Consider the following 24,548-nt stretch of genomic DNA (forward strand, 5'->3'; position numbering starts at 1 on the left):
ATCGTCGCTTTGTCGCAAAAGCTGGCCGAACCACGATCCGCCTCCACCGGCGGTCCGTGACCTCGGCCCATGCCGGATCATCGGCGAATCGTCAAGGTGTGTGACCACGGAGAACGGCTGATTAGCGTGGGTGGATGGCCATCACGGAACTCATCCTCGTCCGCCACGGTGAAAGCGCCGGCAACGTCGCAGCACGCGAAGCCGAACGCACCGGGGCCCACCGGATCGCCGTCCCGGATCGCGACGCCGACGTCCAGCTGACACCCCTCGGGGTGGAACAGGCCGCCGCGGTCGGCACCCGTCTGGCGGGTCTGGCTCCGACGGACCACCCGGACATCGTGTTCAGTTCGCCCTTCCGACGCGCCCACGAGACCGCGGTCGTCGCCCTCCGCGCGGCCGCCATGGACGCCGACGGCTTGCGACCGCTCGTCGACGAACGACTGCGCGACCGCGACCTCGGGATCCTCGACACGCTCACCTCACTCGGCGTCGATGCCGAATTCCCGGACGAGGCTGCGAGACGGCGCTTCCTCGGGAAGTTCTACTACCGGCCGCCGGGAGGTGAGTCGTGGACCGACGTGGCGCTCCGCATCCGGTCGTTCCTCCGGGACCTCGACCGATACCCGGACCGCACGCGCGCCCTGGTGGTCTGCCACGACGCCGTGATCTCGCTCTTCCGCTACGTGTGCGAGGGGTGGGACGAACACCGCGTCCTCGAGGAGGCGGCGTTGCGCCCCACCCCGAACGCCTCGTTCACCCACCTGGTCCACGACGGTCGGGCCTGGCGGGCTCGGGCGGCGAACGCGACCGCCCATCTGCAGCAGGAGCAGGTCGCGGTCACCGAGCACGCGGGGGTGCCTGATGTCCACCACTGAACCCGTCGCGCTCACGCCGGGCGCGCTCGCCGCCTGGCCGCTTCCCGATCCCGGCTCGTCCAAGGACGACCGCGGATCGGTGCTCGTCGTCGGAGGAGCTCGGATGACCCCTGGCGCCGTCGCCTTGGCCGGGCTTGCCGCATTGCGGGTCGGTGCCGGCAGGATCACCCTCGCGGTCGGCGAGTCGGCGGCGTCCGCGCTCGCCGTGGCGTTCCCCGAGGCCGGCGTGATCGGCCTGGCCGAGACCACCGACGGAGCCGTCCGCGGTGACGCCGTCGACCGTCTCGACGACGAACTGGACGTCGACTGCGTCCTGCTCGGCCCCGGCCTCGACGACGCGGATGAGGCAGTCGCCCTGCTCCGTCGGATCCGGCCGTCGCTGGGCGCGGAGACGGTCGTGATCCTCGACGCCTTCGGGCTCGGGGCGCTCTCGCATCTCCCCGAATTCTCGAAGGGGCTCGAGGACCGGCTCGTCTTCACCCCGAACGTCGCGGAGGCGGCGATCCTCCTCGACGTCGACGAGGCGGACCCCGAGACCGCGCCAGGCGAGCTGGCACGACGCCACGGTGCCGCCGTCACCTGCCAGGGACGGATCTCTGACGGGCGTCAGGACTTCGTCGCGCCCGGTGGCGGCCCGGTCCTCGGCACCGCCGGGAGCGGAGACGTGCTCGCCGGAGCGATCGCTGGGCTCGCGGCAAGAGGGCTCTCCCCACTGGCGGCGAGCTGCTGGGGCACCGTGCTCCACGCCTCGTCCGGTGATCGGGTCGCCGAACGCATGGGGACGTCGGGTGCGCTCGCCCGCGAGTTCGCCGACGAGTTCCCGATGGTGCTCCAGTCGCTCGAGCGCTCGGGCGACGAGACGCCCTAGGAGACCACCGGCCAGCGCCAGGAGGTGATCTCGGGCGCATCCTCACCGAACTCGCGCGTGTGCTCCTGTGCACGATGCCGGGCGTCCTGCATCTCCTGGCGGAGTTCCGCGTACCGTTCGCCGAGCCCGGGAGTCCGGTCGATGGCGTCGCAGACGAGCGAATAACGGTCGATCCGGTTGAGCATGACCATGTCGAAGGGCGTGGTCGTGGTCCCGTTCTCCAGGTAGCCGCGGACGTGCAACTGCTCGTGTCCGTGGCGTTTGTAGGTCAGTCGATGGATGAGCCACGGGTACCCGTGGTACGCGAAGACGACGGGCCGGTCCGCGGTGAACACGCTGTCGTACTCGGCGTCCGAGATGCCGTGGGGATGCTGGTTCTCACTCATGAGCCGCATGAGGTCGACGACGTTCACGACGCGGACGGCGAGACCGGGGATGCGCTCCCGAAGGATGCTGACGGCGGCCAGGGTCTCGAGGGTGGGGACGTCCCCCGCGCAGGCCATCACGAGGTCCGGCTGCTCCCCCGGACGCTCCGAGCCGGCGAAGGGGAGGACGCCGAGCCCGCGGGCGCAGTGATCACGCGCGTCGTCGACACCCAGCCAGACCGGCTCGACGTCCTTCCCGGCGACGATCACGTTGATCTCGTCCGTGCTCCGCAGGCAGTGCTCCGCGACGACGAGCAGGGTGTTCGCGTCGAACGGGAGGTAGACCCGGATGACACCGGGCTTCTTGTTGACGACGTGGTCGATGAACCCAGGATCCTGGTGGGAGAACCCGTTGTGGTCCTGACGCCAGACGTGGCTCGTGAGCAGGTAGTTCAAGCTCGCCACCGGGCGACGCCATTCGAGCGCGCGAGCGCCGTTCAACCACTTCGCGTGCTGGTTGAACATGGAGTCGACGATGTGGATGAAGGCCTCATAACAGGTGAAGAGACCGTGCCTGCCCGTCAGCAGGTAGCCCTCCAGCCAGCCCTCGCACTGGTGTTCGCTCAGCATCTCCATCACCCGTCCGACGCGGGCCAGATGTTCGTCACCCGGGACGGTCTCTGCGTTCCATTGGCGCTCGGTGACGTCGAACACGGCCTGGAGCCGGTTGCTGGCGAGCTCGTCGGGAGCGAAGATCCGGAAGGTGGAAGGGTTCCGTCGGATGACCTCGGCGAGCCAGTGGCCGAGGACACCCGTCGCGCCGGCATCGACACCTCCGGGCGCTGTGGAGACGACCGCGGCGTCGTCGATCGGCGGCAGGTCGAGGTCCGTGCGCAGCAGGCCGCCGTTGGCATGCGGCGTCGCGCTCATCCTGGCGTCCCCACGCGGGGCCAGGGCGCGCACCTCGGGGATCACCGCCCCGTGCTCGTCGAACAGCTCCTCGGGTCGGTAGCTCCGCATCCAGGCCTCAAGGATCGCCGTGTGCTCCGCGGTGTCGCGGGCGTTCGCGAGCGGGACCTGGTGCGCGTGGAAGGTCCCTTCGACGCGTGTCCCGTCGATCTCCTCGGGGCAGGTCCACCCCTTCGGTGTGCGCAGGACGATCATCGGCCAGACGGGCCGCTCGGTCTCCCCCGCCGCGGCTCGCGCCTTGATCGCCGCGATGCGGTCGAGTACGAGGTCGAGGACCTCGGCCAGTCGCCGATGGACGTGCACGGGATCCTCGCCGTCGAACCCGCCCTCGACGAAGAACGGCTCGTGGCCGTACCCGCGGAGCAGGCTGTCGAGCTCAGCATGCGGGATGCGGGCCAGGAGTGTCGGGTTCGCGATCTTGTACCCGTTCAGGTGGAGGATCGGGAGGACCACGCCGTCCTGGAGCGGATCGATGAACTTGTTGGAATGCCAGCTCGTGGCGAGCGGACCGGTCTCCGCCTCCCCATCACCGACGACCGCGGCGACGAGAAGGTCGGGGTTGTCGAAGGCGGCGCCGTAAGCGTGGCTGAGGACGTACCCCAGCTCGCCACCTTCATGGATGCTCCCCGGGGTCTCGGGCGCCGCATGACTCGGCACCCCGCCCGGGAAGCTGAACTGCCGGAAGAATCGGGTGAGGCCCGCCTCGGTCTCGGCGACGTCGGGGTAGATCTCGCTGTAGGTGCCGTCCAGATAGGCGCTCGCGAGGATCGCCGGACCACCGTGTCCGGGTCCGGCGATGAACATCGCCGACTGCCTGCGTTCCACGATGACCCGGTTGAGGTGCGCGTAGGCGAGGTTCAGACCGGGGGCGGTCCCCCAGTGACCGAGCAGCCGGCGCTTGATGTCGCCCGCCTCGAGCGGGCGCCGGAGCAGCGGGTTGTCGAGCAGGTAGATCTGACCGACGGACAGGTAGTTCGCGGCTCGCCACCAGGCGTCGACCTGCTCGAGGGTCGCGTCCGACACCGGTGCTGCCCCCTCCCGCGACGGCCAGGAGTCGGTCGGCGATGCGTGCGGTTCATCAGGCGTCATCGTCCAACCGTTCCAGAATCCCGAATCGGACGACAGGGGTGGCGCTCGCGCCGAAGGGCGTGCAGGGAGCCGTCTCGACGGCACCGGTGCGACCCGGCGCTTCGTCGTCGGCATGTTGGTGCAGCGGGGGTGCCGCGTCAAGGGTCCAGGGCAGTCTGATCATCGGCCCTATCGTCGGATGACGGCGTGTTCATACGCCGGCATGTCCGTGCGCATCGCGCCCGCAGTCGAACAGGGGATTCCGCCATGCAGTCGATCGTGACGCCACATCCCGGCGCCCGAGTCGCCGAACCCTCGACCCGCCCGATCCGGGTCGTGTCGGTACCGGCGGCGCACCCCTACGTCCGCCGGATCTCCGCGTCGACCGAGATCGAGGTGCTGAGCGATCCCCCGGTCACCGGCGCGCCGGCCGGCGTCTGGTGGCCACCGGTCGCCCTCGACCCCGCCTGGATCCGAGCGAACGCCGCCGAGGCAGACCTCCTCCACATCCACTTCGGGACGGAATCCTTCCCACCCGGGTACCTCACCGCGTGCCTCGCGGCTGCACACGAGGCGGGATGGCCGGTCGTGTACACCGTGCACGACCTCGAGCACCCGCAGCTCGAGGAGCAGGCAGCCTACGACGACCAGCTCGACGAGCTCGTCCGCGGCGCCGACGCCCTGGTGACCCTCACGCAGGGAGCCGCTGACCGGATCCGTGAGCGCTGGGGTCGCGACGCGACCGTCATCCGGCACCCGTCGCTGCTCTCGGACGAGGTCCGTGTCCCAGCCGTCCTGGCCTCCGCTGAGATCCGCGTCGGCGTCCACCTGAAGGACCTCCGTCCCAACGTCGACGCGGTCGGCACCGTCACGACGCTGCTCGAGGCCGTCGGCCGACTCCGCGCAAAGGGAGCCGCCGTGGTCGCCGAGGTGCGCCTGCACCACTCCGTCCGCGATCCGGACGCCCGGGACACGGTCCGGCGGCTCGCAGCGGCGTCGGACGCCGCCCTCCTCATCGAGCACGAGCGTCTGGACGACGACGGACTCGCCATCGCCCTCAGTCGGCTCGACGTCTGCGTCCTCCCCTACCGCCACGGCACACACTCCGGCTGGCTCGAGCTCTGCTGGGACCTCGCCGTCCCCGTCGCGGTCCCCGACGGCGTCGGGCAGTACGCCGAGCAGCACGCTGACGACACCGTCGTCGCCTACCGCCCGGGAGACGCGGTCGCCCTCGAGCGCGCCCTCGACGACCTCGTCCAGGCTGCAGGCGCGACCCGCCCGGGTTCCCCCGGCCGCCTCGCCGCCGTGGCCGAGCATCGCTCCCGCCGTGCCACCACGGACGCCGACGGGGTCGCCGCCCACGTCGCGGTGTACCGCCGAGTCCTCGCCGAGCGGGCCTCGTGACGGCCGGTCGCCGACTGCGCGTCGTCGTCGTCGCCCCGCTGCGGTTCCCCATCCGTCGCCCGCACGCCGGCGGCCTCGAGTCCGCCGTCTGGTCGGAGGTGGCCGCGCTCCGGGCCAGAGGCCACGAGGTGACGTTCATCGGTGTCCGCGGGTCCGACTTCGTCGAGCGCGGCAGCGTCTTCGAGCTCCCCGAACTGCGGTGGCCGCGGTGGGCCTCGCCGGACGACGAGCGCTACCCGCCGAGCCACGCGACACGCTCGATCCCGGCGCTCCGGCGTGCGCTCGAGGCGGTCTCCGCCCGACCGGGACGGTACGACGTCATCTCGAACCACTGCCTGGACGCGCTCCCGGTGGAACTGGCGCCCCGGTTGGGCGTCCCGATGGTCACCACGCTCCACACGCCGGTCGACGCCTCGGTGGCCGCCGCGGCGAACCGTTCCGGTGTCAGGGGAAGCCGATTCCTGTCGGTGAGCGAGTACACCCGTCGGACCTGGGCGGACGCGGGTGTCGAGTCCGAGGTGTTGCTCAACGGCATCGACCCGACGGCATGGCCGGCAGGACGTGGTGGGGAGGACCTCGTCTGGTTCGGGCGGATCGTCGCCGAGAAGGCGCCGCACCTCGCGGTCGACGTCGCGCGGCGGCTCGGACGACGGCTCGTCATCGCCGGCCGGGTCGGCGATCCGGCCTACGCCGAGCGCGTCCTGGCACCCCTGCTCGGTCGCGACGTCCGCCACGTCGGCCCCCTCGAACCGACCCGGCTCGCCGCACTCGTCGGCCGCAGCGCCGCAGCCGTGTCGACGCCGGCCTGGGCGGAGCCGTTCGGGCTCGTGGCACCGGAAGCACTCATGACGGGGACGCCGGTCGTCAGCTTCGCCGTCGGTGGCGTCCCGGAGATCGCCCAGGCGAGCGTCGGCATGCAGGTCGTCGCCGCCGGTGATCTGGCCGCGATGGCGGACCGGGTCGATGGACTGATCCGCCAGTCGGAACTGGATCGCGGGTTCCGGGGCACGATTCGCGCCTCGGCCCTCGCTCGGTTCTCCCTCGAGGCCCGGGTGACCCGACTCGAGGGCCACTTCGAGGCACTACTGTCCGACTCGCCCATGCTCGACACCGGCCGCGTCGACGAGTTGACGTCGTGAGGCCGCGGATCGGGTGGTACGTGCACCACCACGGTCGGGGTCATGTCACGCGGCTGCTCGCCATCGTCCCCCACCTCGACGCCGACGTCGTCTGTTTCAGCTCGCTACCGCGCCCGGACGGTCTTCCGCCGCACTGCACGTGGGTGAGGCTCGACCGCGACGACGAGGTCCCGGAGGGTGGACCACGGCCGGACGAGTCCGACCCGACCGCCGACGGGCTGCTCCACTGGGCGCCACTCGGCCACGTCGGGCACCGAGCCCGCCTCGGGACCATCGCCGAGACGCTCGCGCGGCGACGCATCGACACGATGGTGGTCGACGTGTCGGCCGAGGTCGTGTTGCTCGCCCGACTCCTCGGCGTCGCGACCGTGGTGATGGCGCAGCCGGGCCGACGCGACGACACACCACACACCCTGGCGTTCCGCGCTGCGTCGCGGATCATCGCGCCGTGGCCGGCCGGAATGCTGGACCTGGACCACCTCCGAGCCGTCCAGGACAAGGTGGTCCATACCGGCGGGATCAGCCGGTTCGAGGGTCGCGACCGTCCGCGACCCGACGGCGGTCGGAGCGGGGTGCTGCTCCTCGGTGGGGCCGGCGGCACCGCGGTGTCCGTCGAGGCGATCGAAGCCGCGGCTCAAGCAAGCGGGCGTCGTTGGGCGTCCCTCGGTGCCGGTGCCGGATCCGTCTGGGCCGACGACCCGTGGGATGCGCTCTGCCGCGCCGAGGTGGTCGTGTCCTGGGCCGGTCAGAACGCCGTCGCCGACCTCGCCGCCGTCGGAGCCAAGGCCGTGGTCCTCCCGCAGGAACGGCCGTTCGAAGAACAGGTGACGACGGCTCTGGCCCTCCAGCGGGCCGGCCTGGCGATCGTCCCGGACGGCTGGCCGGATCCCGCCGAGTGGCCGGGCCTCCTCGACCGCGCAGCGACGCTCGAACCCGATTGGGACCGATGGCAGGTGGTCGGAGCGGCTCGCCGGGCGGCAGGGGTCATCGAGGCCGTCGCCGCCGATGCACCGCCCGGAGGAGACCGATGAGGATCGCCGTGGTCACGATGTGCTCGAGCCCGAGGCTGCAGCACCTCGAACGTCAGCTCGAGGCCGTCGGAGCATCGATCGGCACGACGCCGGACGTCGTGGAACGCATCGTGGTCTGGATCGGCCACGATGAACCACCGGCCCTCGACGCCGAGCGGGTGATCCATGTCCCGCCCGGACCAGACGGGTTGCGACTGGCCGCCGGTCGGAACGCCGGTGCGGCGCTCGCGGTCCAGCACGGGGCCGAGCTCCTGGTGTTCCTCGACGCGGACTGCGTCCCCGGACCGGCACTGCTCCCCCGCTACCGTGAGGCGTCCGACCGGCACGTCGATGCCGTGCTCTGCGGGCCGGTGACCTACCTCCAGCCGGGGACGGACGTCTCCGATGTGCGAGTACTGGCCGCCGCGACTGCGCCCCATCCGGCCCGGCCGAATCCCCCGGCGGACGACGAGCGTGTCGCGACGGCGGACGAGTACCCGCTGTTCTGGTCGCTGTCCTTCGCGACCAGCGCCACGACCTGGTCCGCGACGACCGGGTTCGACGAGGGGTACGAAGGGTACGGCGGCGAGGACACCGACTTCGCGTTCGCCCTCCGTGAGGCCGGTACACCGCTGGTGTGGGTCGGCGGCGCGCACGCCTATCACCAATACCACGAGACCCAACGCCCGCCGTGGCAGCACCTCGACGACATCCTCCGGAACGGAGCCCGCTTCGCCGCGCGATGGGGCTCGTGGCCCATGACGGGGTGGCTGGAGGCGTTCGCCGAGGCCGGAGCCGTGCGGAACGTCGACGGCGATTGGGTCCGTGTTCAGCCGACCGGGCGCAGCAGCTCGTCGACGGCGGCCACCAGATCCCTGGCGACGGGGTCGGGCGCGTAAGGGTCGACGCCCACCCGTGTGGCTGGTCAGCCCCGCGTGCTCCGTCGTCGTCGCGACGAGCGAGCGGTGCTGACGCGGCCCGACGACCCGGTCGGGGCAGCCGTCACCGCGGCATGCAACCGTGTGGTGTGATGCGCCCATCGGACGATCGGCAGCTCCTGCGGCCAGTGCACCCGCAACGTCGCCCACCCACGGCGGAGGCGGATCGCCAACGATCCGGCATCGCTGAACGGGCGCATCGACATCCCCATCCCGAGCTCGCGGTCGTAGCGGACGCGTCGGTCGAGGCCCAGATGGGCAGACACGTCCAGGTCGTCGTGCAGCTCGGCGTCGTGTCGGTGCACCGCGTGCGCGATCTCGTCCCAGGTCGTCCGACGGATCGCGCAGTTGGATCCGAAAATGGGCGTCTGCGCGAGGGCCGCGCCGACGAAAAGCCGGTATGCGCCGAGGTAGACGGCCGCGAGCGGCGCCCGAAGCGGGCGAGGACCGTCGATGAAGGTCGCCGGTCCCGTGAGCGCGTCGAGCTCGGGCTCCGCCTGGAAGGCCTCGGCGATGCGGGTCAGCCAGTCGGGCGGTGGCACGCAGTCCGCGTCGAGTCTCGCCACGACGGTCGCCGTCGCCCGGTCGAACCCTGCGGCGTTGGCGGCCGGGATGCCGGGCACCGGCTCGTCGATGAGGACGGCTCCGTACCGCTCCGCGATCGCGGCGACCTCGTCCCGGTCCCGGCTGCCGTTGTCGACGACGATGATCGACGCCGGTCGGGTGTCCTGCGCCCGCAGCGAGCGCAGGCAGCGGCGCAGGAGCGCGGCGTCGTCCTTGACCGGTACGACCACGTCGACGGTCACGGTCTCGACGTCGGTGCTCTCGATCGTCATGCGTCTCCTCCGTCGGCGAGGAGCCGGGCCTCGGCGAACACCCGAGGGTGCGCGAGGATCCGGAAGTGGCCGCCGGTGTCCAGCTGCACGTTCTTGGCGCCGTCGAGTCGGCTTCCTCCGGGGATGTGCGGGTCGAAGCGGCCGTACACGGACACGATCCTCGGGTTCACGGCTGCCTCGCGGGCCAAGGCGAGGATCGTCGGGTCGTTCGGGACGAAGATCCGAAGACTCGGGAGGAGCATGAGCCTCGCGTACCGCGATCCGGCGAACGGTGCGGCGACGGCCACCATCCCGGTGATCCGGTCTCCGCTTCCGCCGAGCGACATGACGTACTTGCCCACGAGGCCGCCCTTGCTGTGTGCGAGGAGCACCGCGTCCTGGAGGTCGGTCGCCACCAGGTAGTCGGCGACCAGCCGGGCCGCGACCGGGACCGTCCGGTCGTTGCGCCCGAGCGGGTCGATCACGTGCACCGGGTGACCGTCGTCGTGGAGGCGGCGGATGAGCGGTTCGAGGAAGCGCCAGGTCTCGTAGACGCCCGGGAGGACGACGACGGGTGATCGGTCGCCGGAGAGGAACCCGTGCGGGTCCGTCCGACTGGCGAACGCCCGCACCTGCCAGACGGCGGCGTAGCCGTAGTCGCGGATCCACCAGCCGAGCGTCCGCAGTGCGGACCGGATCACCGTCGCACCGCCGTCCGCCTCAATCGTCTCCCCGCCGAAGGCCGGGGCGTGCACCTGTTCCCATGCCATCACCGTATCGGGGGCGCCCGGCACGGCCTCGGACCTTGACAGGAGGGCCTGCTCCACCCCGTCGGCCGTCGAGAGGCGCGCGGCGCTGATAATCTTGCTTCTGCAGTGGCCTCGGGGTGTTCGTGTGCCCGGACGATCGAGGAGTGCAGTGGGAGAGATCGACGGCGAGTTCGACCGTGTCCGGAACGCTCTGGAACGGCCCGCCATCCGCTTGCTGAGTCGTCCCACGGCGCCGGCCGTCGTCGCGATCTTCCGCACCACCTTCGGGCGGGACGTCCAGTTCGTCGCGGCCGATCGCTTCCACCTGCAGGTGGAGGAGTATCTCGCGGAGCTCGGAGCCCGTGGCGCCCGGATCCCGGCGGGCGGCGACGAGCGCGGTGGCGGGCGGACCCTCTGCCGGGAGTGGGTGCACGATCAGTGGCTCGTCCGGACCAGCACCGACGACGGCGAGGAGCAGTATTCGCTCACGTCCCACGCGCTGGAGGCGGTGTCGCTCGTCGACGGACTGGCGCACGACCGGGCGTTGATCAGCGAATCGCGGCTGACGATGATCCTCGACTCCGTCCGTCGCTGGGCGCTGCAGGCCGACCCCGATCGGGAGGAGCACCTGCGGCGCATCGACGCGCAACTCGCTGAACTCCAGGCGGAGCGCGAGCGTGTCGCGGCCGGCGGAACGGTCGTCGCAGCGAGTGACGACCGCATGCACGACGGCTACGCGAACATCGCCGACCTCATCCGCCAGCTGCCGAGCGACTTCCGCCGGGTCGAGGAGTCCGTGATCGCGATGCACCGGCGCATCGTCGAGGACTTCCGGAACGACACGCGGCCGATCGGTGAGATCCTCGACGACTACCTCCGGCGCACCGACGAACTGATGACGGCCACCGCCGAGGGCCGTGCGTTCGAGGGCGCGTTCGAGCTGCTGCGGAACGACGAGCTGCTGCAGGACCTCAAACGCGACCTCTCGACGATCCTCGACCACCCCTTCTCCTCCCGCCTCGGCCCGGCGGAGCTCCGGGGCTTCCGCGGCGCCGTCGGCATCATCCGTCAGGGCATCGACGACGTCCTCGCGCAGCGGCGTCGGCTCACCGCGACGCTCCGCGACCACATCGTCCATCACGACGTCGTCCAGGACCGCGAGCTCGACACGACGCTGCGCGCGCTCAACCAGCGACTCGGCATCTGGATGCGGACCGCTGGTCCCCGCGCGACGGTGGACGTGCCGTTGCTCCCCGAGGCGATCGACGTCGAACACCTGCGTGAACGCTTCTACGACCCCGACGTCGAAGCCGCTCCCCCGCCGATCACCACGGCGCCGGAACGGACGGACGTCGCGTCCATGTCACTCGACACCTTGCGCTCGCAGGGCGGCCCCCTGCTCGACGAGCTCCGAGCCGGGTTGCTCGCGGCGGCGACGTCCGGAGCCTCGGACGCCCACACGGCGTTCACCGGGCTCGACCCCGAGCTGCGGCGCCCCGTCGAACTGTTCGGTCTGGTCCACCTGATGACGCAGCTCGGCGCGTACGACGAGGCGGGTCCCCGACGCCGCTATGAGACGGTCCGCCCCGACGGGACGACGGCGGCCTTCGACCTTCCGGCCTTCCCCCTCGGCGAGACCGGCATCACCGGCTTGACCCGGGCCACGACGACCTCGACCACGGCGACCCGCGATCGCGCGTCGCGCGGAACGGAATGACATGACCATCGAACCGGAACCCACCCACCGTGAATCGACCGAGGCGGCGACCGACGGCGCCCTCAGCGCTGCCCCGGTCGCGACGCCGGACCGCGCCTCGGACGCCGAGTCGTTCGCGCTCTTCGAGGGCGACGAGGGTCGACTCGACGCCGCTCAGCGCCGCGCGCTGGTCGCCCTACTGAAGCACCGGTACGTCAGCCCGGCACTGCAACCGGCCGAATGGCGGACCATCCTCGAGTCGGAGGCCCTGCTCGGCTCGCGGCTGAACGAGCTGTTCTTGGAACTCCAGGTCGATCGATCCGCCGAGGTCGCCTTCAAACGCCAGGCCGGCTCCGAGAGCGGGCGGCGGCCGTTCCCGACGCTGCTCCACGACACGAGCTACAGCCGTGAGGAGACGATCCTGCTCGTCTACCTGCGCACCCGGTTGCGCACCGAATTGGCGAACGGCGCCCGCGCCGCCATCGTCGAGCACGACGAACTCCTCGGCTTCGTCGCGAGCTTCCGACCCGAGCACGCCACCGACCGGGCCCGCGACGACGGCCGGGTGGAGCGCGCGATCGAGAAGCTGCTGACCGCCCGCGTGTTGCTTCGCACCAAGGACGCCCGTCGTCATCGCATCGCCTCCGTCGTCGAGACGCTTCTCCCGCTCGAACGCCTCCAGGAGCTGCTCGAGTGGCTGGAGACGCAGACGCCCGCGGCCGATGCACCGCAACCCGAGCAGGAGCCGGACACGCCGTCCGGTCCGGGGGCAGCAGCCACCGATGGAGACGACGACGCCGAACCCGACGACACCGAGCCGGACGACGTGGCATCGGACACCGCATCACGACCAGGAGAGGACGGACGATGAGCCGCCCCACCGACACCGACACCCTGCTCGACCTCGTCGAGCAGTGGCGCATCGAGCGCATGCAGCTCATCAACTGGGGTGGGTTCGACGGGTACCGCTCGGTCGACTTCGCCTCACGGGCGACGCTCATCTCCGGCGCGTCCGGCACCGGCAAGAGCTCACTCATGGACGCCTACCTCGCGGTCATGATGCCGTCGGACGTCCCGTTCAACGGGGCGTCGAACGATGCGGCCGTGGGACGAGCGCGCAACCCGGATCAGCGGAACCTGCTGACCTACCTGCGCGGCAAGGTCGACTCGGCCAGAGACCCCCAGACCGGCGCCATGCGCGACATCAACCTCCGCGGATCGGAGCAACTCACCTGGGGCGCCGTGGCGGTCACCTTCGTCAATGACGACGACCGCCGGTTCACCGTCGTCCGCGCGTACCTCGTCCCTCGACGTGCGCTCCGCACCGGCGACCTGTCGATGACGATGGCGACCGTCGACGGACCCTTCGACCTCACCGAGCTCGAGGCCTTCGTCCCCAAGCGGTTCGACGCCGGTGAGCTCCAGGGTCGGATCCCCGGGTTCGTCGTCCGCGACACGTACGCGGAGCTGTCCTACACGCTGCACACCCGTCTCGGCATCGGAGCCGGCGGTGACGGCGGCCGTGCGATGCGGTTGTTGGCGCGCATCCAGGCCGGGCAGCACCTGCCGACGGTCGACGGACTGTACAAGTCGATGGTGCTGGAGCGACCGAGCACCTATGAGGCGGCCGATCGCGCGCTCTCCCACTTCGAGGCGCTCGACGAGGCATACCTCGCCATGGAGACCGAGAGCCGCAAGGCGCGGGTCCTGGAACGGCTCGGCGAACTCCGACGGGACTACGAGGACGGACACCGGGCCGCAGCCGAACTCGAGCGGCTCGGCTTCGCTGAAGACGGCGAAACGCCCTTCGCCGTGTGGCGCAGTCGTGCGCACGAGGCATTGCTCGACGAGGCCGTCTCTCGGAACCGCCGTGAGAAACTCGCCGCCGGTGCGACCCTCGAGGCGGCTCGAGCCCGGGCGACCGCCGCCGGGGTCCGGGTGCGGGAGCTCGAACGCCAGGTGTCCGAGCAGGGCGGCAGTGCGCTGCGCCGGGCGGAGGAACGTCGCGAGGCGGCGGAAGCGGCCCACGCCGAGGCCGTCCGGACACGAGCCCTGTTCGACGAGCGGACCGAACCCCTCGACGAACCACTCCACGATGAGGCCTCGTTCGTGGCGGCGCTCAGCCGCAGCGAGGAGTTCCTCGACGACGACGACGCGGCACTCGAGGCCATCGAGGCCGAACGCGCCGAGCTCCACCGCGAGGCGTTCCCGCTCGAGGAGCGGAACACCGAACTCCGGCTCGAGCTGCAGTCCCTCCGTGGTCGCGACGGCGCGGTCCCCGATCGGCTCCACCGGGCGAGACTCGCGCTTGCCGAAGCCGCCGGGCTCGATCCGGAGCAGCTGCCGTTCGTCGCGGAGCTCATCGACGTGGCGCCGACGCACGCCGCCTGGCGTCCGGCGATCGAGGTCACCCTGCACGGACTCGCCAGGACGGTACTGGTCGACGAGGAGCACCTCGACGCGTTCGCGCGGGCGATCGACGCGGTGCGGATCCCGGTCCGCCTGCAGTTCGAGGGGGTGCCGCTCGGCGCGACCACGGCCCCGGCGCCGGGTGATCCCGCCTTCGTCTCGGGCCGCATCACGTACAAGGCCTCCCCGTTCAGTGCCTGGGTCGAGCAGCGGGTGACGTCGGACCGCATCGACGCCCGATGCGTCGACTCACCGTCCCAGCTCTCGGGAGGTGGCCGACGCGTCACGGCCAACGGCCAGCTGCGCGACGGACGTCGTGGCTCACACGGGGATCCCGGTGGGGCCCCCATCCTCGGCTTCACGAACGAGGCACGGATCGCGTCCATCGAGTCCGAGATGGCCGAGCTCCGCGGGCGACTCGAGCTCATCGCCGGTCGCCAGGCCGCGGTCCAGCGGCGCCTGGCGGGCAGGGAGGCCGAGCGTGCGGCCCACCGCTACCGCCTCGACAGCGAGTGGTCGCGGATCGATGTCGACGGAGCCGCAGCGCGTCGGGATGCCGCCGCGGCGGACCTCGAACGCCTGCTGGACGCCAGCGACGTCCTGCAGGAGCTGCAGGGTTCGGTGACGGCCGCCCAGCGCGAACTCGACGCCGCGAACGCCGAGCGGTTCCCCGCCGAGGACCGCGTCCGACGCCTGGACGAGGAACACGGTTCGCTCGTCGACCAGCAGGACGCGGCGACGACGGTGATCGACCGCTTCGAGCGTTCCGGCGTCGACGAGGTCTCCACCGACGACGTCGAACGCATCGAGGCCGCCCTCGCCGCCGTGGGAGGCGTCCCGTCCCTGGGCGGCTTCGCGGACGCGATGAAACGGCTCCGCACCCGTCTCGGTGACGAGCTGAGCGCCGCCGTCCGCCTGGCGGAACAGGCCGCCATCGCCCAGGTCCACGTGTTCGAGCACTACCAGTCGATCTGGCACGACCCCAACCTCGGCACGACGCTCGAGTCCTACGGGGACTACCGCGCGATCCTCGACGGCATCCTCGGCACCGGCCTGCCCGAGCGCCGCCAGGAGTGGCGCCGCCGGTTGTCCCAGTGGAGCGGCGAGGACCTGGTCCCCCTCAGCAGCGCGTTCGACAGCGCGGTCGAGGAGATCGAGGACCGGCTCGTCCCGGTCAACGACATCCTGCGCGACCTCCCGTTCGGGCCCGCCCACGACCGGCTGAAGATCGTCCTCCGCCGGGTGCACCGCGAGGAGGCCGCCGCCTTCCGACGGGAGCTCCGGGCGCTCTCGGGCGAGGTGACCGCCGAACTCGACGACGACGCCCTGGAGGGCCGGTTCCAGCGCCTGCGCCGCTTCATGGAGTCGATGCGGGACACCGCTGCCACGTCGACTTCGGCGTCCACCCGCGACCAGGTGCTCGACGTCCGTCGACACGTCGAGATCACCGCCGTGCGGTACGACACCTCCGGTCGCGATGTGAGCGTCTACTCCTCGCTCGGCGACAAGAGTGGTGGCGAGACCCAGGAGCTCGTCGCGTTCATCGTCGGAGCCGCCCTCCGCTACCAGCTCGGTGACGAGGACCGGCCTCGGCCGAGGTTCGCGCCCGTCCTGCTCGACGAAGGCTTCATCAAGGCGGACTCGGAGTTCGCCGGCCGGGCCGTGGTGGCCTGGCTCCGTCTCGGGTTCCAGCTCGTGATCGGTGCCCCGCTCGACAAGGTGACGGCGCTCGAGCCATACATGGACCGACTCCTGTCCATCCGGAAGGACCCGGAGACACGACACGCCTGGGTGGCGGAGATCGAGCGTGCCGAGCCCGTCGAGCCGCTCGAACGGATCGGGTGACCCGGGGGTGGGGTGGCGACCGCCTGCACTCGACTTGACTCCGGGTGGATTCGAACATATGTTCGAATCATGCCGGATCCGAGTGGTGCATCGCGTGTCGCGGCCCCGCCGATCCGCATCGGCGAGGCCGAATGGATCATCATGCGCGAAGAACCGGACCGGCCTGCCGCGCTGGTGAAGTACTTCGCCCCCAGCGGAGCGCCCGCGTACTTCCGGTGCGTCTCATGGGCACCGCGTTCAGCGGATCGCCGACTGATCGGCCGCTTCGCGACGCTCGCGGAGGCGGAGCGATCCGTGCCGGTCGGCCGACGGACGGCTCCGTCGCCGAAGGCGGCCACGGCTGAGGATCCGTGGGAACACGGCCAGGTGCCGTGGGACGCCGCACCTCGTCGGAGCGACCGCTACGCCTGAGGCGTCCGGCTCGTGGTCGTCAGCGCCATCCGTATCGCACACGCAAGGCCGCGGCGACCCGGGTGAAGCGGTCGCGAGGGACCTGCGCCGCCTCTCGCCGCATCCCGTCGGGGTGGACGTGGAACACCCGGTCGAGGTTCGCCCAGCTCGGGCGGCCGGCACTGTCCCAAGCACCTGAGCCGAGCGGGACGAAGTCGCCCTCCTGCGAGTGGTCCTTGCTCGTCAACTGCACCGCGAGCACCCGGCCGCCGGTGGACCGGGCCACGATGAGGACCGGGCGGTCCTTGCCGCGCCCGTCACGCTCCTCGTAGGGGACCCAGGTCCAGACGATCTCCCCCGGGTCGGGATCTCCGTCGACGACCGGTGCGTACTCGAGCGACACGCCGCGGACAGCCCGCGGATCCACTTCGACCGTCGCGGTCGGACCGGTCCGTCCCGGTGTGGCGGTCGTCGTCGGGGTGGAGGCGTGCGTCGTGGTCGGGGCGGACGAGCCGCGAGCCGTGCGAGCGGCGCTCGAGGCGGCGCTCGTCGACGGGCCGAGGAGGGCACCCGCCACCCGGCGGAGGATCGAGACGAAGGTTGGCACGCCGTCACCCTACCGTCCGCCGCCTGACCGCCGGTCCTGGCCGACGGCCTGCAACGCGGAGTGGGCGCCGTCCAACTGGACGACGCCCACTCCGTGGTGCACTGCAGTGCGCGTCAATCGACGAGGGCGTACCCCTCCTCGCCGTGCACGGAGGTGTCGACGCCGGCGATCTCGTCCTCGTTCTTGACGCGGAAGCCGATCGTCTTCTCGATCGCGAAGCCGATGATGAAGGCCACGACGAAGGAGTAGACGAGGACGGCGAAGGCGGCGATGGCCTGGACCGCGAGCTGCTCGACACCGCCGCCGACGAAGAGGCCGGTCCCGGTGGCGAAGAGACCGAGGTAGAGCGTCCCGATGAGGCCGCCGACGAGGTGGATGCCGACGACGTCGAGCGAGTCGTCGAAGCCGAGCTTGAACTTCAGCTCGACGGCGATGGCGCAGACGGCGCCGGCCACGATGCCGAGCAGCAGCGCCCAACCCGGAGTCAGGTTCGCGCACGCCGGGGTGATGGCGACGAGGCCCGCGACGGCACCGGACGCGGCGCCCACCGAGGTCGCCTTGCCGTCCTTGACCTTCTCGACGACGATCCAACCGATGATGGCGGCCGCGGTCGCCCCGACGGTGTTGACGACGATGAGTCCGACGTTCGCGAGCTCGTTCAGCCATTCCGCACCGGCGTTGAAGCCGAACCAGCCGAACCACAGGATGGCCGCACCGAGGAGGGTCAGCGGCACGTTGTGCGGCTTCGTGATGCCCTTCTGGAAGCCGATGCGCTTGCCGAGGACCAGAGCGAGGGCGAGGGCGGCGGCTCCGGCGTTGATGTGTACCGCGGTTCCGCCCGCGTAGTCGATGACGCCGATGCCGGCGTCCTCGCCGAACAGCGTCGTGCCGAGGTTCATGATCCAGCCGCCGCCCCAGACCCAGGCGGCGATCGGGAAGTAGGCGATGGTCGCGAAGAGACCGGCGAAGATCATCCAGGAGCCGAACTTTGCACGGTCGGCGATGGCGCCGGAGATCAGCGCGATCGTGATGATGGCGAAGGTGGCGCCGTAGGTCGCTCCCACCAGGTCGGTGTTCGCCGTCTCGCCGCTCGCGAGTGCGGTCATCCCGAAGTCGGAGAACGGGTTGCCCGCGAACTCGAGCGGGCTGCCGACGGCCGACATGTTGAAGCCGTAGAGGATCCACAGCACGCTGATGAGGCCCAGTGCGCCGAAACTCATCATCATCATGCTGACGACGCTCTTCGCCTTCACGAGGCCGCCGTAGAAGAATGCGACGCCGGGGGTCATGAACAGCACCAGAGCGGTTGCCGTGACTCCCCAGGCGATACTGCCTGTATCCATTGGATCTTCCTCACACATCGTGGTCTTGCAACGGGTGACCGAGATGGTGAGGACCGGCTGAGCCAGGTCTCGCCGTCCGACTCGGTACAGCGACCAGTCTGGGGAATGGAGGTTTCGGCGCGACGGTCAGCGTGTTTCCGATGTGTTACGCGAGTGCCGCCCAGGTAAACAGCGTGTTTCGTGACCCGGTGGGACCGGTCAGTCCATCGAGGTGAGGGCGATCATGCGCGACATCGCCCGCAGGTACTTCTTGCGGTAGCCACCGTTCAGCATGTCGCCGCCGAAGACCTCGTCCAGGGCGGTCCCGGTCGTGACCAGGGGGATCTGGGCGTCGTACACGCGGTCGATGAAGGCGACGAGGCGCAGCGCCTGGCCCTGGTCGGTGAGGACGTGCACCTCGCGGAGTGCGATGACGTCGACCCCCTCGAGCAGTCCGATGAACCGGGAGGGGTGCACGGCCGCGAGATGGGTGATGAGCTCGTCGAAGCTGTCGACGGTGACGTGGCGGCCGGCGGCTGCGGCGTCGGCGACGCGTTCGTCGAACCGCTCGTCGGAACTCACGACGGCGTGTCCCTCGATGCTGCGGCGACGGTAGTCGGTCCCGTCGATGCGCAGGGTCTCGAAGTTGGCGCTGATGGCCTGGATCTCGCGGAGGAAGTCGGCTGCGGCGAATCGGCCTTCGCCGAGGGCGTTCGGCGGCGTGTTGGAGGTCGCCGCGATCCGGGTGCCGGTCGACACGAGTTCGCCGAGCAGCCGGGTCATCACCATGGTGTCGCCCGGGTCGTCGAGCTCGAACTCGTCGATGCAGATGAGCGTGGCACCGCTGAGCTCGGCGACCGTCGCCGCGTACCCGAGCGCGCCGACGAGCGCGGTGTACTCGATGAAGGTGCCGAAGTACTTCTTCCGCCCGGGGGCGTCGTGCCAGAGCGCGGCGAGCAGGTGGGTCTTGCCGACGCCGAAGCCGCCGTCGAGGTAGACGCCGGGTTTGGCCTTCGGTTCCTTGGACTTCCGTCGGCCGAAGAAGCCGCCTCCGCCGCCGGCCTGCGGGGCGAAGAAGCCACGCAACTGCTCGACGGCGGCCGCCTGGCCCGGGAAGTCGGGATCCGGACGGTACGAGTCGAAGCTCGCCTCATGGAACTGTCGCGGCGGCGTCAGGCTGGCGACGATCTCGGCTCCGCTGACCGCCGGATTGCGGTCCGTGAGGCTGCGGTTCCCGGTCGGGACGGAGGACATGGTCACGGCAAACCTCTGGCTCTGAGTCTGGTGCAGGGTTACGGCGTCTGACGGATCGGTGCGGGGCGACGGCCCGGACGGCGTACTGTCGAAGGGACAGGCTTCCAGCCTAGATGCACGACACCCGAGCCCCATCGCAGCCAGCTGCACGACCGGAGGTACCCATGACCGTCGACGCCGATTCGACCTCGACCAAGTTCGCCGCCTACGCCCACCCCGAGCGCCTCGTCACGGCGGATTGGCTGGAAGCGCACCTGGGCGAACCGGGGCTCGTCGTCGTCGAGTCCGACGAGGACGTGTTGCTGTACGAGGCCGGTCACATCCCGGGTGCGGTGAAGATCGACTGGCACACGGACCTCAACGACCCCGTCGAGCGCGACTACATCGACGGGGCCGCCTTCGCGGACCTGCTCGGCTCCCGAGGGATCTCCCGCGACGACACGATCGTCGTCTACGGCGACAAGAACAACTGGTGGGCCGCGTACGCGCTCTGGGTGTTCAGCCTCTTCGGACACGAGGACGTCCGCCTGCTCGACGGCGGGCGCGACAAGTGGATCGCGGACGGCCGGGCGATCACCCGCGACGTCGCCGACCGCGAGGCGACCACGTACCCCGTCGTGGAGCGCGACGACTCGAAGCTCCGCGCCTACAAGGACGACGTGCTCGCGCACCTCGGGAAGCCGCTCATCGACGTGCGCTCCCCCGAGGAGTACAGCGGCGAGCGGACGACCGCTCCCGCCTACCCCGAGGAGGGTGCGCTGCGCGCCGGGCACATCCCGAGCGCCCAGAGTGTCCCGTGGGGCAAGGCCGTGGCCGAGGACGGCACGTTCCGGCCGGCCGAGGAACTCGACGCGATCTACCGGGACGGAGCCGGTCTGGCCGAGGGCGACGAGGTGATCGCCTACTGCCGCATCGGCGAGCGGTCGAGCCACACCTGGTTCGTGCTGCAGCACCTCCTGGGCTTCGATGACGTCCGCAACTACGACGGCTCGTGGACGGAGTGGGGCAGCGCCGTCCGGGTGCCGATCACGCAGGGCTCCGAGCCCGGCGAGGTGCCGACGCGCTGAGTGCTCGTCCACTGACCGCACGTTCCCTGACCGCCCTCCGAGACCCGTCCACGGCTCGGAGGGCGGTTCCGCGTCCGGTGGCTGCGATACTGGAGGAACCATGACCGATGCCCTCCTCGCCCCGAACCTCGCCGAGATCCGCGACGAATTCCTCGCCGTCGAGGAACGATCCCGGCTCCAACTGCTGCTCGAGTTCAGCGACGAGTTGCCGCCGCTGCCCGAGCGCTACCGCGACCACCCGGACCTCATGGAACGCGTGCTCGAGTGTCAGGCGCCCGTGTTCTTCTTCATCGAGGTCGACGAGGACGGGATCGTGCACCTGTTCGCCACGGCGCCGGAGGAGGCACCGACGACGCGCGGGTTCGCGAGCATCCTGGTCCAGGGGCTCGAGGGCTTGACGGTCGACGAGGTGCTCGCCGTCCCGGACGACTTCCCGCAGATGATCGGGCTGTCGCGCGCGGTCTCCCCGCTTCGGCTGCGAGGGATGTCGGCCCTCCTCGGTCGCGCCAAGCGTCGCCTCCGCGAGTTCGCCTGAGCCACCGCCGCCGCTCGTCCGTCGAGCGCGGCGGACGGTCGCCGGAGCTCGCGCGAACGCCCGTTCAGTGGCCGGGAGGGAGCGGCACGATCTCGTCGAGCCAGTCCGAGACCGCCGCGGTCCAGCGCTCCGGGTCGTAGTTCCAGAGCTTCGTGTGTCTGGCGACGGTGAAGGGGACGAAGGTCACGATGTCCGGGCGGGCGAGCGCGAGGGCCCTCGACGGTCCGGCGGGGACGTATCCGTCGTCGTCGCTGTGCATCAGGAGGATGGGAAGCGCGAGGTCGGCGGCGTTGGCGACGTAGTCGAGCCTGGCGAGGTCGATGCTCGTCGCCTGCCCGGTGAGGAGTCTCCCCCACCGACGGCTGATGGCGAGCAGCGCGACGCGCCCCACCACGCTCGGGATACGGTTCTCCCGTGCCTGGTGCTGCAGGACGTCCACCCAGTCGATGACCGGCGAGTCGAGCGCGACGGCACGGATCAACTCGGGGTGCGTCGTCCGGCGTGAGGCCTGCAGCACGATGGCGCCGCCCATGGACCATCCCATGAGCACCACGTCCGCGGCACCCTGCTCGCGCACCCAGCCGATCGCCGCGTCGACGTCCCGCCACTCCTCGTCGCCGAGGGCGTACCGGAAGTCGAGTGCCGGCGGTGCGTCCCCGTCGTTCCGGTAGGAGACGAGCAGGCAGGAGTACCCGGCGTTCCGGAAGCTGGGCACGGCCCGCAGGGCTTCGGACCGGGTCGTTCCCCGACCGTGTACGAGGACGGCCCAGCGCGTCGACGGGCCCTCCTCCGGATGGATCGCCCACGCCGGGGCTGGACCGAGCGGTGTTGGCACGAGCACGTCCTCCGCGGCGAGTCCGAGCTCATCGGGCCGCCGGAAGAACCAGCCGCTGAACTCGGCCTCCTGACCGACCCGGAGCGCGTCCACGTCTCCGCCGAGCAGCGTGCGGACGACGGTGTGCGGGCGCATCTCGACGATGTCCCCCAGTTGCACGTAGGCGGCTCGCCGGGTGACCCAGCTGCCGTACCGGCCGGGGACCACGGTGTCCGGGGTCGCGACCAGCTCGAGCGTCCCCGCCGCTCGATCGAGCGCGAGGATGCGCGCCTCGCTCGGTCGGTCGCGGGCCGGCACCACGACCTTCCGTGCGATGGTCGCCACGATCGCAAGTCCCAGGGCGCCGACAGCGGCCGTCGCCCCACCCGCGATGAGGACCGCGTCGGTGACCGGTGAACGTCGTCGACGGACCTCGCTGATCGTCGATCCAAGACCGCCCGCCAACGACCCGGGTCCGCGTCTCCGCCCGGCGTGCCTCTGCCCATTCATCGGGATGTAACTCTAGTCTTCAGTCGTGGTAGAGAGTCCGACGACGGCAAAGGTTCCCGAAGAGTTCGCCCGAGCGGTGGACGCTGTTCGCGCGGCTGCCGTCCGACCCGATCTGCGGGTCACGGAGATCCCCGCGCCGAGCAACCTCGCGCCCTTCGCGATCGCCCTCGCTGCGGATGTGTCGCCGAGTCGACACGACGCGGACTCGGACCTCGGCACGGGACGCTTCGTGCTCCTCTACGACCCGGAGGGCTCGGAGGCCTGGGGTGGCCGGTTCCGCGTGGTCTGCTTCGCGCAGGCGCCGCTGGAGACCGAGATCGGCCTCGACCCGTTCCTCGCCGACGTCGCGTGGTCCTGGCTCGTCGACGCGCTGGACACCCGAGGTGCCGCCTATCAGGCCGCCTCCGGAACGGCGACGAAGATCATCTCGAGCGGCTTCGGGGAACTGGCTCGCCAGGGCGACGGCGCACAGATCGAGCTCCGGGCCTCGTGGACGCCGCTCGAGAGCGACGTCGCGGCGCACGTGGAAGGATGGGGAGAGCTGCTGTGCATGCTCGCCGGCTTGCCTCCGACCACCGAAGGGGTGTCCCTGTTGTCCGTCAAACGAGCTCACCGTGAGTGACGCGGCCCCCGAACCAGCACCGCTGCTCGACCCACCCGCATCCACCGGACCACGGATCGTCACCGACACCCGCGAGGCCTACCTCGCCTCGCTCGAGGTCCTGGCAGCCGGGAACGGCCCGTTCGCACTCGACGCCGAGCGTGCTTCCGGGTACCGCTACTCCCAGCGTGCCTATCTCATCCAGGTCTACCGCCGCGGCGCCGGTGTGTTCCTCTACGACCCGCCGGCGATCGGCTCCATGGCCGAACTCGGCGAGCTGATCCAGGGCGAGCGGTCGATCCTCCACGCCGCGAGCCAAGACCTCGCCTGCCTCCGCGAGGTGGGCGTCGATCCGAGTGAACTCTTCGACACCGAACTCGGTGCGCGGCTGCTCGGCCTGCCGCGGGTCGGGCTCGGAGCCGTGGTCGAGGAGCTGCTGGGTATCCACCTGGCCAAGGAGCACTCCGCGGCCGACTGGTCGACCCGTCCACTGCCGGCCGCCTGGCTCGAATACGCGGCGCTCGACGTCGAACTCCTCGTGGACGCGGCGGACGAACTGGCCGCCCGGATCGAGGAGGCCGGCAAGAGCGACATCGCCCGGCAGGAGTTCGAGGCGACGCTCGCGCGCGAGGCCAAAGCGCCCCGAGCCGAACCGTGGCGTCGGCTCTCCGGACTCCATGCCGTCCGCGGGCAGCGGAACCTCGCGGTCGCCCGAGAGCTGTGGCTCGCCCGCGACGCCCTCGCGCAGCGCCGCGACACCGCGCCGGGTCGCCTCATCCCCGATGCGTCGATCACCGCGGCAGCCAAGGCGAACCCGGCGTCGAAACGCGACCTCGCGGCACTCTCCGACTTCCGCGGCCGTGCGAGCCGCACGGAGCTCGACCTCTGGTGGACTGCGATCCACACGGGCCAGACCACCGAGGACCTGCCGGGAGCGCGCCCGAGCTCCGACACGCTCCCTCCCCCGCGCAGCTGGACCGACAAGAACCCCGAGGCGCACGCCAGGTACACCGCGGCACGGACGCGCATCCTCGCGACGGCGGAGTTCCTGACGATGCCCGTCGAGAACCTGCTCACCCCGGAGACGCTGCGCCGCCTGGCGTGGTCGCCGCCCGAGCCGCTCACCGTCGAGGCGGTCGCGGCAGCCCTCTCCGAGCACGATGCACGGCCCTGGCAGATCGACGCGACCGCTCGCGCGATCACCGACGCCTTTGTGGAGTCGGCCCAATCCCTCGAGGAGCCTGACCCGGACGCTTCGTAGGAAGCGTTGCACCAGGACGCCGGTACGCGTCCGCCGC

At 70.9% G+C, this 24,548-nt stretch carries 21 protein-coding genes; 14 read left to right on the plus strand and 7 right to left on the minus strand.

What is annotated here, in order from left to right; genetic code table 11:
* The first annotated feature begins 134 nt into the window (after window positions 1–134).
* Both ASE44_RS03725 and ASE44_RS03730 read left to right on the plus strand, forming a co-directional pair.
* Complete coding sequence (locus tag ASE44_RS03725; protein WP_056777519.1) at window positions 135–875, plus strand: histidine phosphatase family protein; 741 nt, start codon at window positions 135–137, stop codon at window positions 873–875.
* Window positions 862–1,743, plus strand: a complete 882-nt coding sequence (locus tag ASE44_RS03730; RefSeq protein WP_056777522.1) for an ADP/ATP-dependent (S)-NAD(P)H-hydrate dehydratase — start codon at window positions 862–864, stop codon at window positions 1,741–1,743. The genes ASE44_RS03725 and ASE44_RS03730 overlap by 14 nt, the downstream gene beginning before the upstream one ends.
* Here the strand turns inward: ASE44_RS03730 and ASE44_RS03735 are convergent.
* On the minus strand, window positions 1,740–4,166 hold the full coding sequence (locus ASE44_RS03735) for a phosphoketolase (protein WP_082455760.1): 2,427 nt from the start codon (window positions 4,164–4,166) through the stop codon (window positions 1,740–1,742). The two genes, ASE44_RS03730 and ASE44_RS03735, sit on opposite strands and share 4 nt — an antisense overlap.
* A 246-nt stretch (window positions 4,167–4,412) precedes the next feature.
* Between ASE44_RS03735 and ASE44_RS03740 the strand changes: the two genes are divergently transcribed.
* The 4 genes from ASE44_RS03740 to ASE44_RS03755 are packed head-to-tail and all read left to right on the plus strand — an operon-like array spanning window position 4,413 to window position 8,597.
* Window positions 4,413–5,549, plus strand: a complete 1,137-nt coding sequence (locus ASE44_RS03740; protein ID WP_056777526.1) for a glycosyltransferase — start codon at window positions 4,413–4,415, stop codon at window positions 5,547–5,549.
* On the plus strand, window positions 5,546–6,688 hold the full coding sequence (locus ASE44_RS03745; protein WP_056777529.1) for a glycosyltransferase: 1,143 nt from the start codon (window positions 5,546–5,548) through the stop codon (window positions 6,686–6,688). The genes ASE44_RS03740 and ASE44_RS03745 overlap by 4 nt, the downstream gene beginning before the upstream one ends.
* Window positions 6,685–7,719 (plus strand): glycosyltransferase, encoded by a 1,035-nt coding sequence (locus ASE44_RS03750; RefSeq protein WP_056777532.1) that lies wholly within the window; start codon window positions 6,685–6,687, stop codon window positions 7,717–7,719. Before ASE44_RS03745 ends, ASE44_RS03750 begins: the two co-directional genes overlap by 4 nt.
* Window positions 7,716–8,597: a glycosyltransferase family 2 protein gene (locus tag ASE44_RS03755; RefSeq protein WP_082455762.1), complete on the plus strand. Its 882-nt coding sequence runs from the start codon at window positions 7,716–7,718 to the stop codon at window positions 8,595–8,597. The genes ASE44_RS03750 and ASE44_RS03755 overlap by 4 nt, the downstream gene beginning before the upstream one ends.
* A gap of 26 nt (window positions 8,598–8,623) precedes the next feature.
* Here the strand turns inward: ASE44_RS03755 and ASE44_RS03760 are convergent, their stop codons facing one another.
* Both ASE44_RS03760 and ASE44_RS03765 read right to left on the minus strand, forming a co-directional pair.
* Entirely contained in the window at window positions 8,624–9,472 is an 849-nt protein-coding gene (locus tag ASE44_RS03760) for a glycosyltransferase family 2 protein (protein ID WP_056005870.1), read from the minus strand.
* Window positions 9,469–10,221 carry a triacylglycerol lipase gene (locus ASE44_RS03765; RefSeq protein ID WP_235522540.1) on the minus strand — a complete coding sequence of 251 codons (753 nt, stop codon included), beginning with the start codon at window positions 10,219–10,221 and terminating at the stop codon, window positions 9,469–9,471. Before ASE44_RS03765 ends, ASE44_RS03760 begins: the two co-directional genes overlap by 4 nt.
* Before the next feature lie 148 nt (window positions 10,222–10,369).
* Here ASE44_RS03765 and ASE44_RS03770 point away from each other — a divergent pair, with 148 nt between their 5' ends.
* The 4 genes from ASE44_RS03770 to ASE44_RS03785 all read left to right on the plus strand — a co-directional run bounded on the left by ASE44_RS03770 (window position 10,370) and on the right by ASE44_RS03785 (window position 16,561).
* Window positions 10,370–11,917: a DUF3375 domain-containing protein gene (locus ASE44_RS03770; protein ID WP_056777534.1), complete on the plus strand. Its 1,548-nt coding sequence runs from the start codon at window positions 10,370–10,372 to the stop codon at window positions 11,915–11,917.
* A gap of 1 nt (window position 11,918) precedes the next feature.
* Window positions 11,919–12,767 carry a DUF4194 domain-containing protein gene (locus ASE44_RS03775; protein ID WP_056777537.1) on the plus strand — a complete coding sequence of 283 codons (849 nt, stop codon included), beginning with the start codon at window positions 11,919–11,921 and terminating at the stop codon, window positions 12,765–12,767.
* On the plus strand, window positions 12,764–16,150 hold the full coding sequence (locus ASE44_RS03780; protein WP_056777540.1) for an ATP-binding protein: 3,387 nt from the start codon (window positions 12,764–12,766) through the stop codon (window positions 16,148–16,150). The genes ASE44_RS03775 and ASE44_RS03780 overlap by 4 nt, the downstream gene beginning before the upstream one ends.
* Window positions 16,151–16,219: 69 nt before the next feature.
* Window positions 16,220–16,561: a hypothetical protein gene (locus ASE44_RS03785; protein WP_056005882.1), complete on the plus strand. Its 342-nt coding sequence runs from the start codon at window positions 16,220–16,222 to the stop codon at window positions 16,559–16,561.
* A gap of 19 nt (window positions 16,562–16,580) precedes the next feature.
* Here the strand turns inward: ASE44_RS03785 and ASE44_RS03790 are convergent, their stop codons facing one another.
* The 3 genes from ASE44_RS03790 to zapE all read right to left on the minus strand — a co-directional run bounded on the left by ASE44_RS03790 (window position 16,581) and on the right by zapE (window position 19,723).
* Complete coding sequence (locus tag ASE44_RS03790) at window positions 16,581–17,147, minus strand: type II toxin-antitoxin system PemK/MazF family toxin (protein WP_235522541.1); 567 nt, start codon at window positions 17,145–17,147, stop codon at window positions 16,581–16,583.
* A 113-nt stretch (window positions 17,148–17,260) separates the two neighbouring features.
* Window positions 17,261–18,490, minus strand: coding sequence for an ammonium transporter (locus ASE44_RS03795; protein WP_056777542.1), 1,230 nt, complete (start codon window positions 18,488–18,490; stop codon window positions 17,261–17,263).
* A 198-nt stretch (window positions 18,491–18,688) separates the two neighbouring features.
* Window positions 18,689–19,723 (minus strand): cell division protein ZapE, encoded by a 1,035-nt coding sequence (gene zapE, locus ASE44_RS03800; RefSeq protein WP_056777545.1) that lies wholly within the window; start codon window positions 19,721–19,723, stop codon window positions 18,689–18,691.
* A gap of 164 nt (window positions 19,724–19,887) precedes the next feature.
* On the opposite strand from zapE, the gene ASE44_RS03805 reads away from it, so the two are divergent.
* A complete protein-coding gene (locus ASE44_RS03805) occupies window positions 19,888–20,790 on the plus strand; it encodes a sulfurtransferase (protein WP_056005895.1) in 903 nt (300 codons plus the stop codon).
* Between the two features lie 100 nt (window positions 20,791–20,890).
* Window positions 20,891–21,325, plus strand: a complete 435-nt coding sequence (locus tag ASE44_RS03810; RefSeq protein ID WP_056005898.1) for a SufE family protein — start codon at window positions 20,891–20,893, stop codon at window positions 21,323–21,325.
* A 64-nt stretch (window positions 21,326–21,389) separates the two neighbouring features.
* Here ASE44_RS03810 and ASE44_RS03815 read toward each other — a convergent pair whose 3' ends face one another.
* Window positions 21,390–22,484 carry a S9 family peptidase gene (locus tag ASE44_RS03815; protein WP_235522542.1) on the minus strand — a complete coding sequence of 365 codons (1,095 nt, stop codon included), beginning with the start codon at window positions 22,482–22,484 and terminating at the stop codon, window positions 21,390–21,392.
* Between the two features lie 190 nt (window positions 22,485–22,674).
* On the opposite strand from ASE44_RS03815, the gene ASE44_RS03820 reads away from it, so the two are divergent.
* Together ASE44_RS03820 and ASE44_RS03825 are read left to right on the plus strand one after the other, a co-directional pair.
* The gene (locus tag ASE44_RS03820; protein WP_056005904.1) at window positions 22,675–23,271 is read left to right on the plus strand and encodes a DUF3000 domain-containing protein; all 597 of its coding nucleotides are present in this window, start codon (window positions 22,675–22,677) and stop codon (window positions 23,269–23,271) included.
* Window positions 23,264–24,511, plus strand: a complete 1,248-nt coding sequence (locus ASE44_RS03825) for an HRDC domain-containing protein (protein ID WP_082455768.1) — start codon at window positions 23,264–23,266, stop codon at window positions 24,509–24,511. Before ASE44_RS03820 ends, ASE44_RS03825 begins: the two co-directional genes overlap by 8 nt.
* The last annotated feature ends 37 nt before the right edge of the window (window positions 24,512–24,548 follow it).

The organism is Plantibacter sp. Leaf1, assembly GCF_001421315.1.
Lineage (GTDB): Bacteria > Actinomycetota > Actinomycetes > Actinomycetales > Microbacteriaceae > Plantibacter.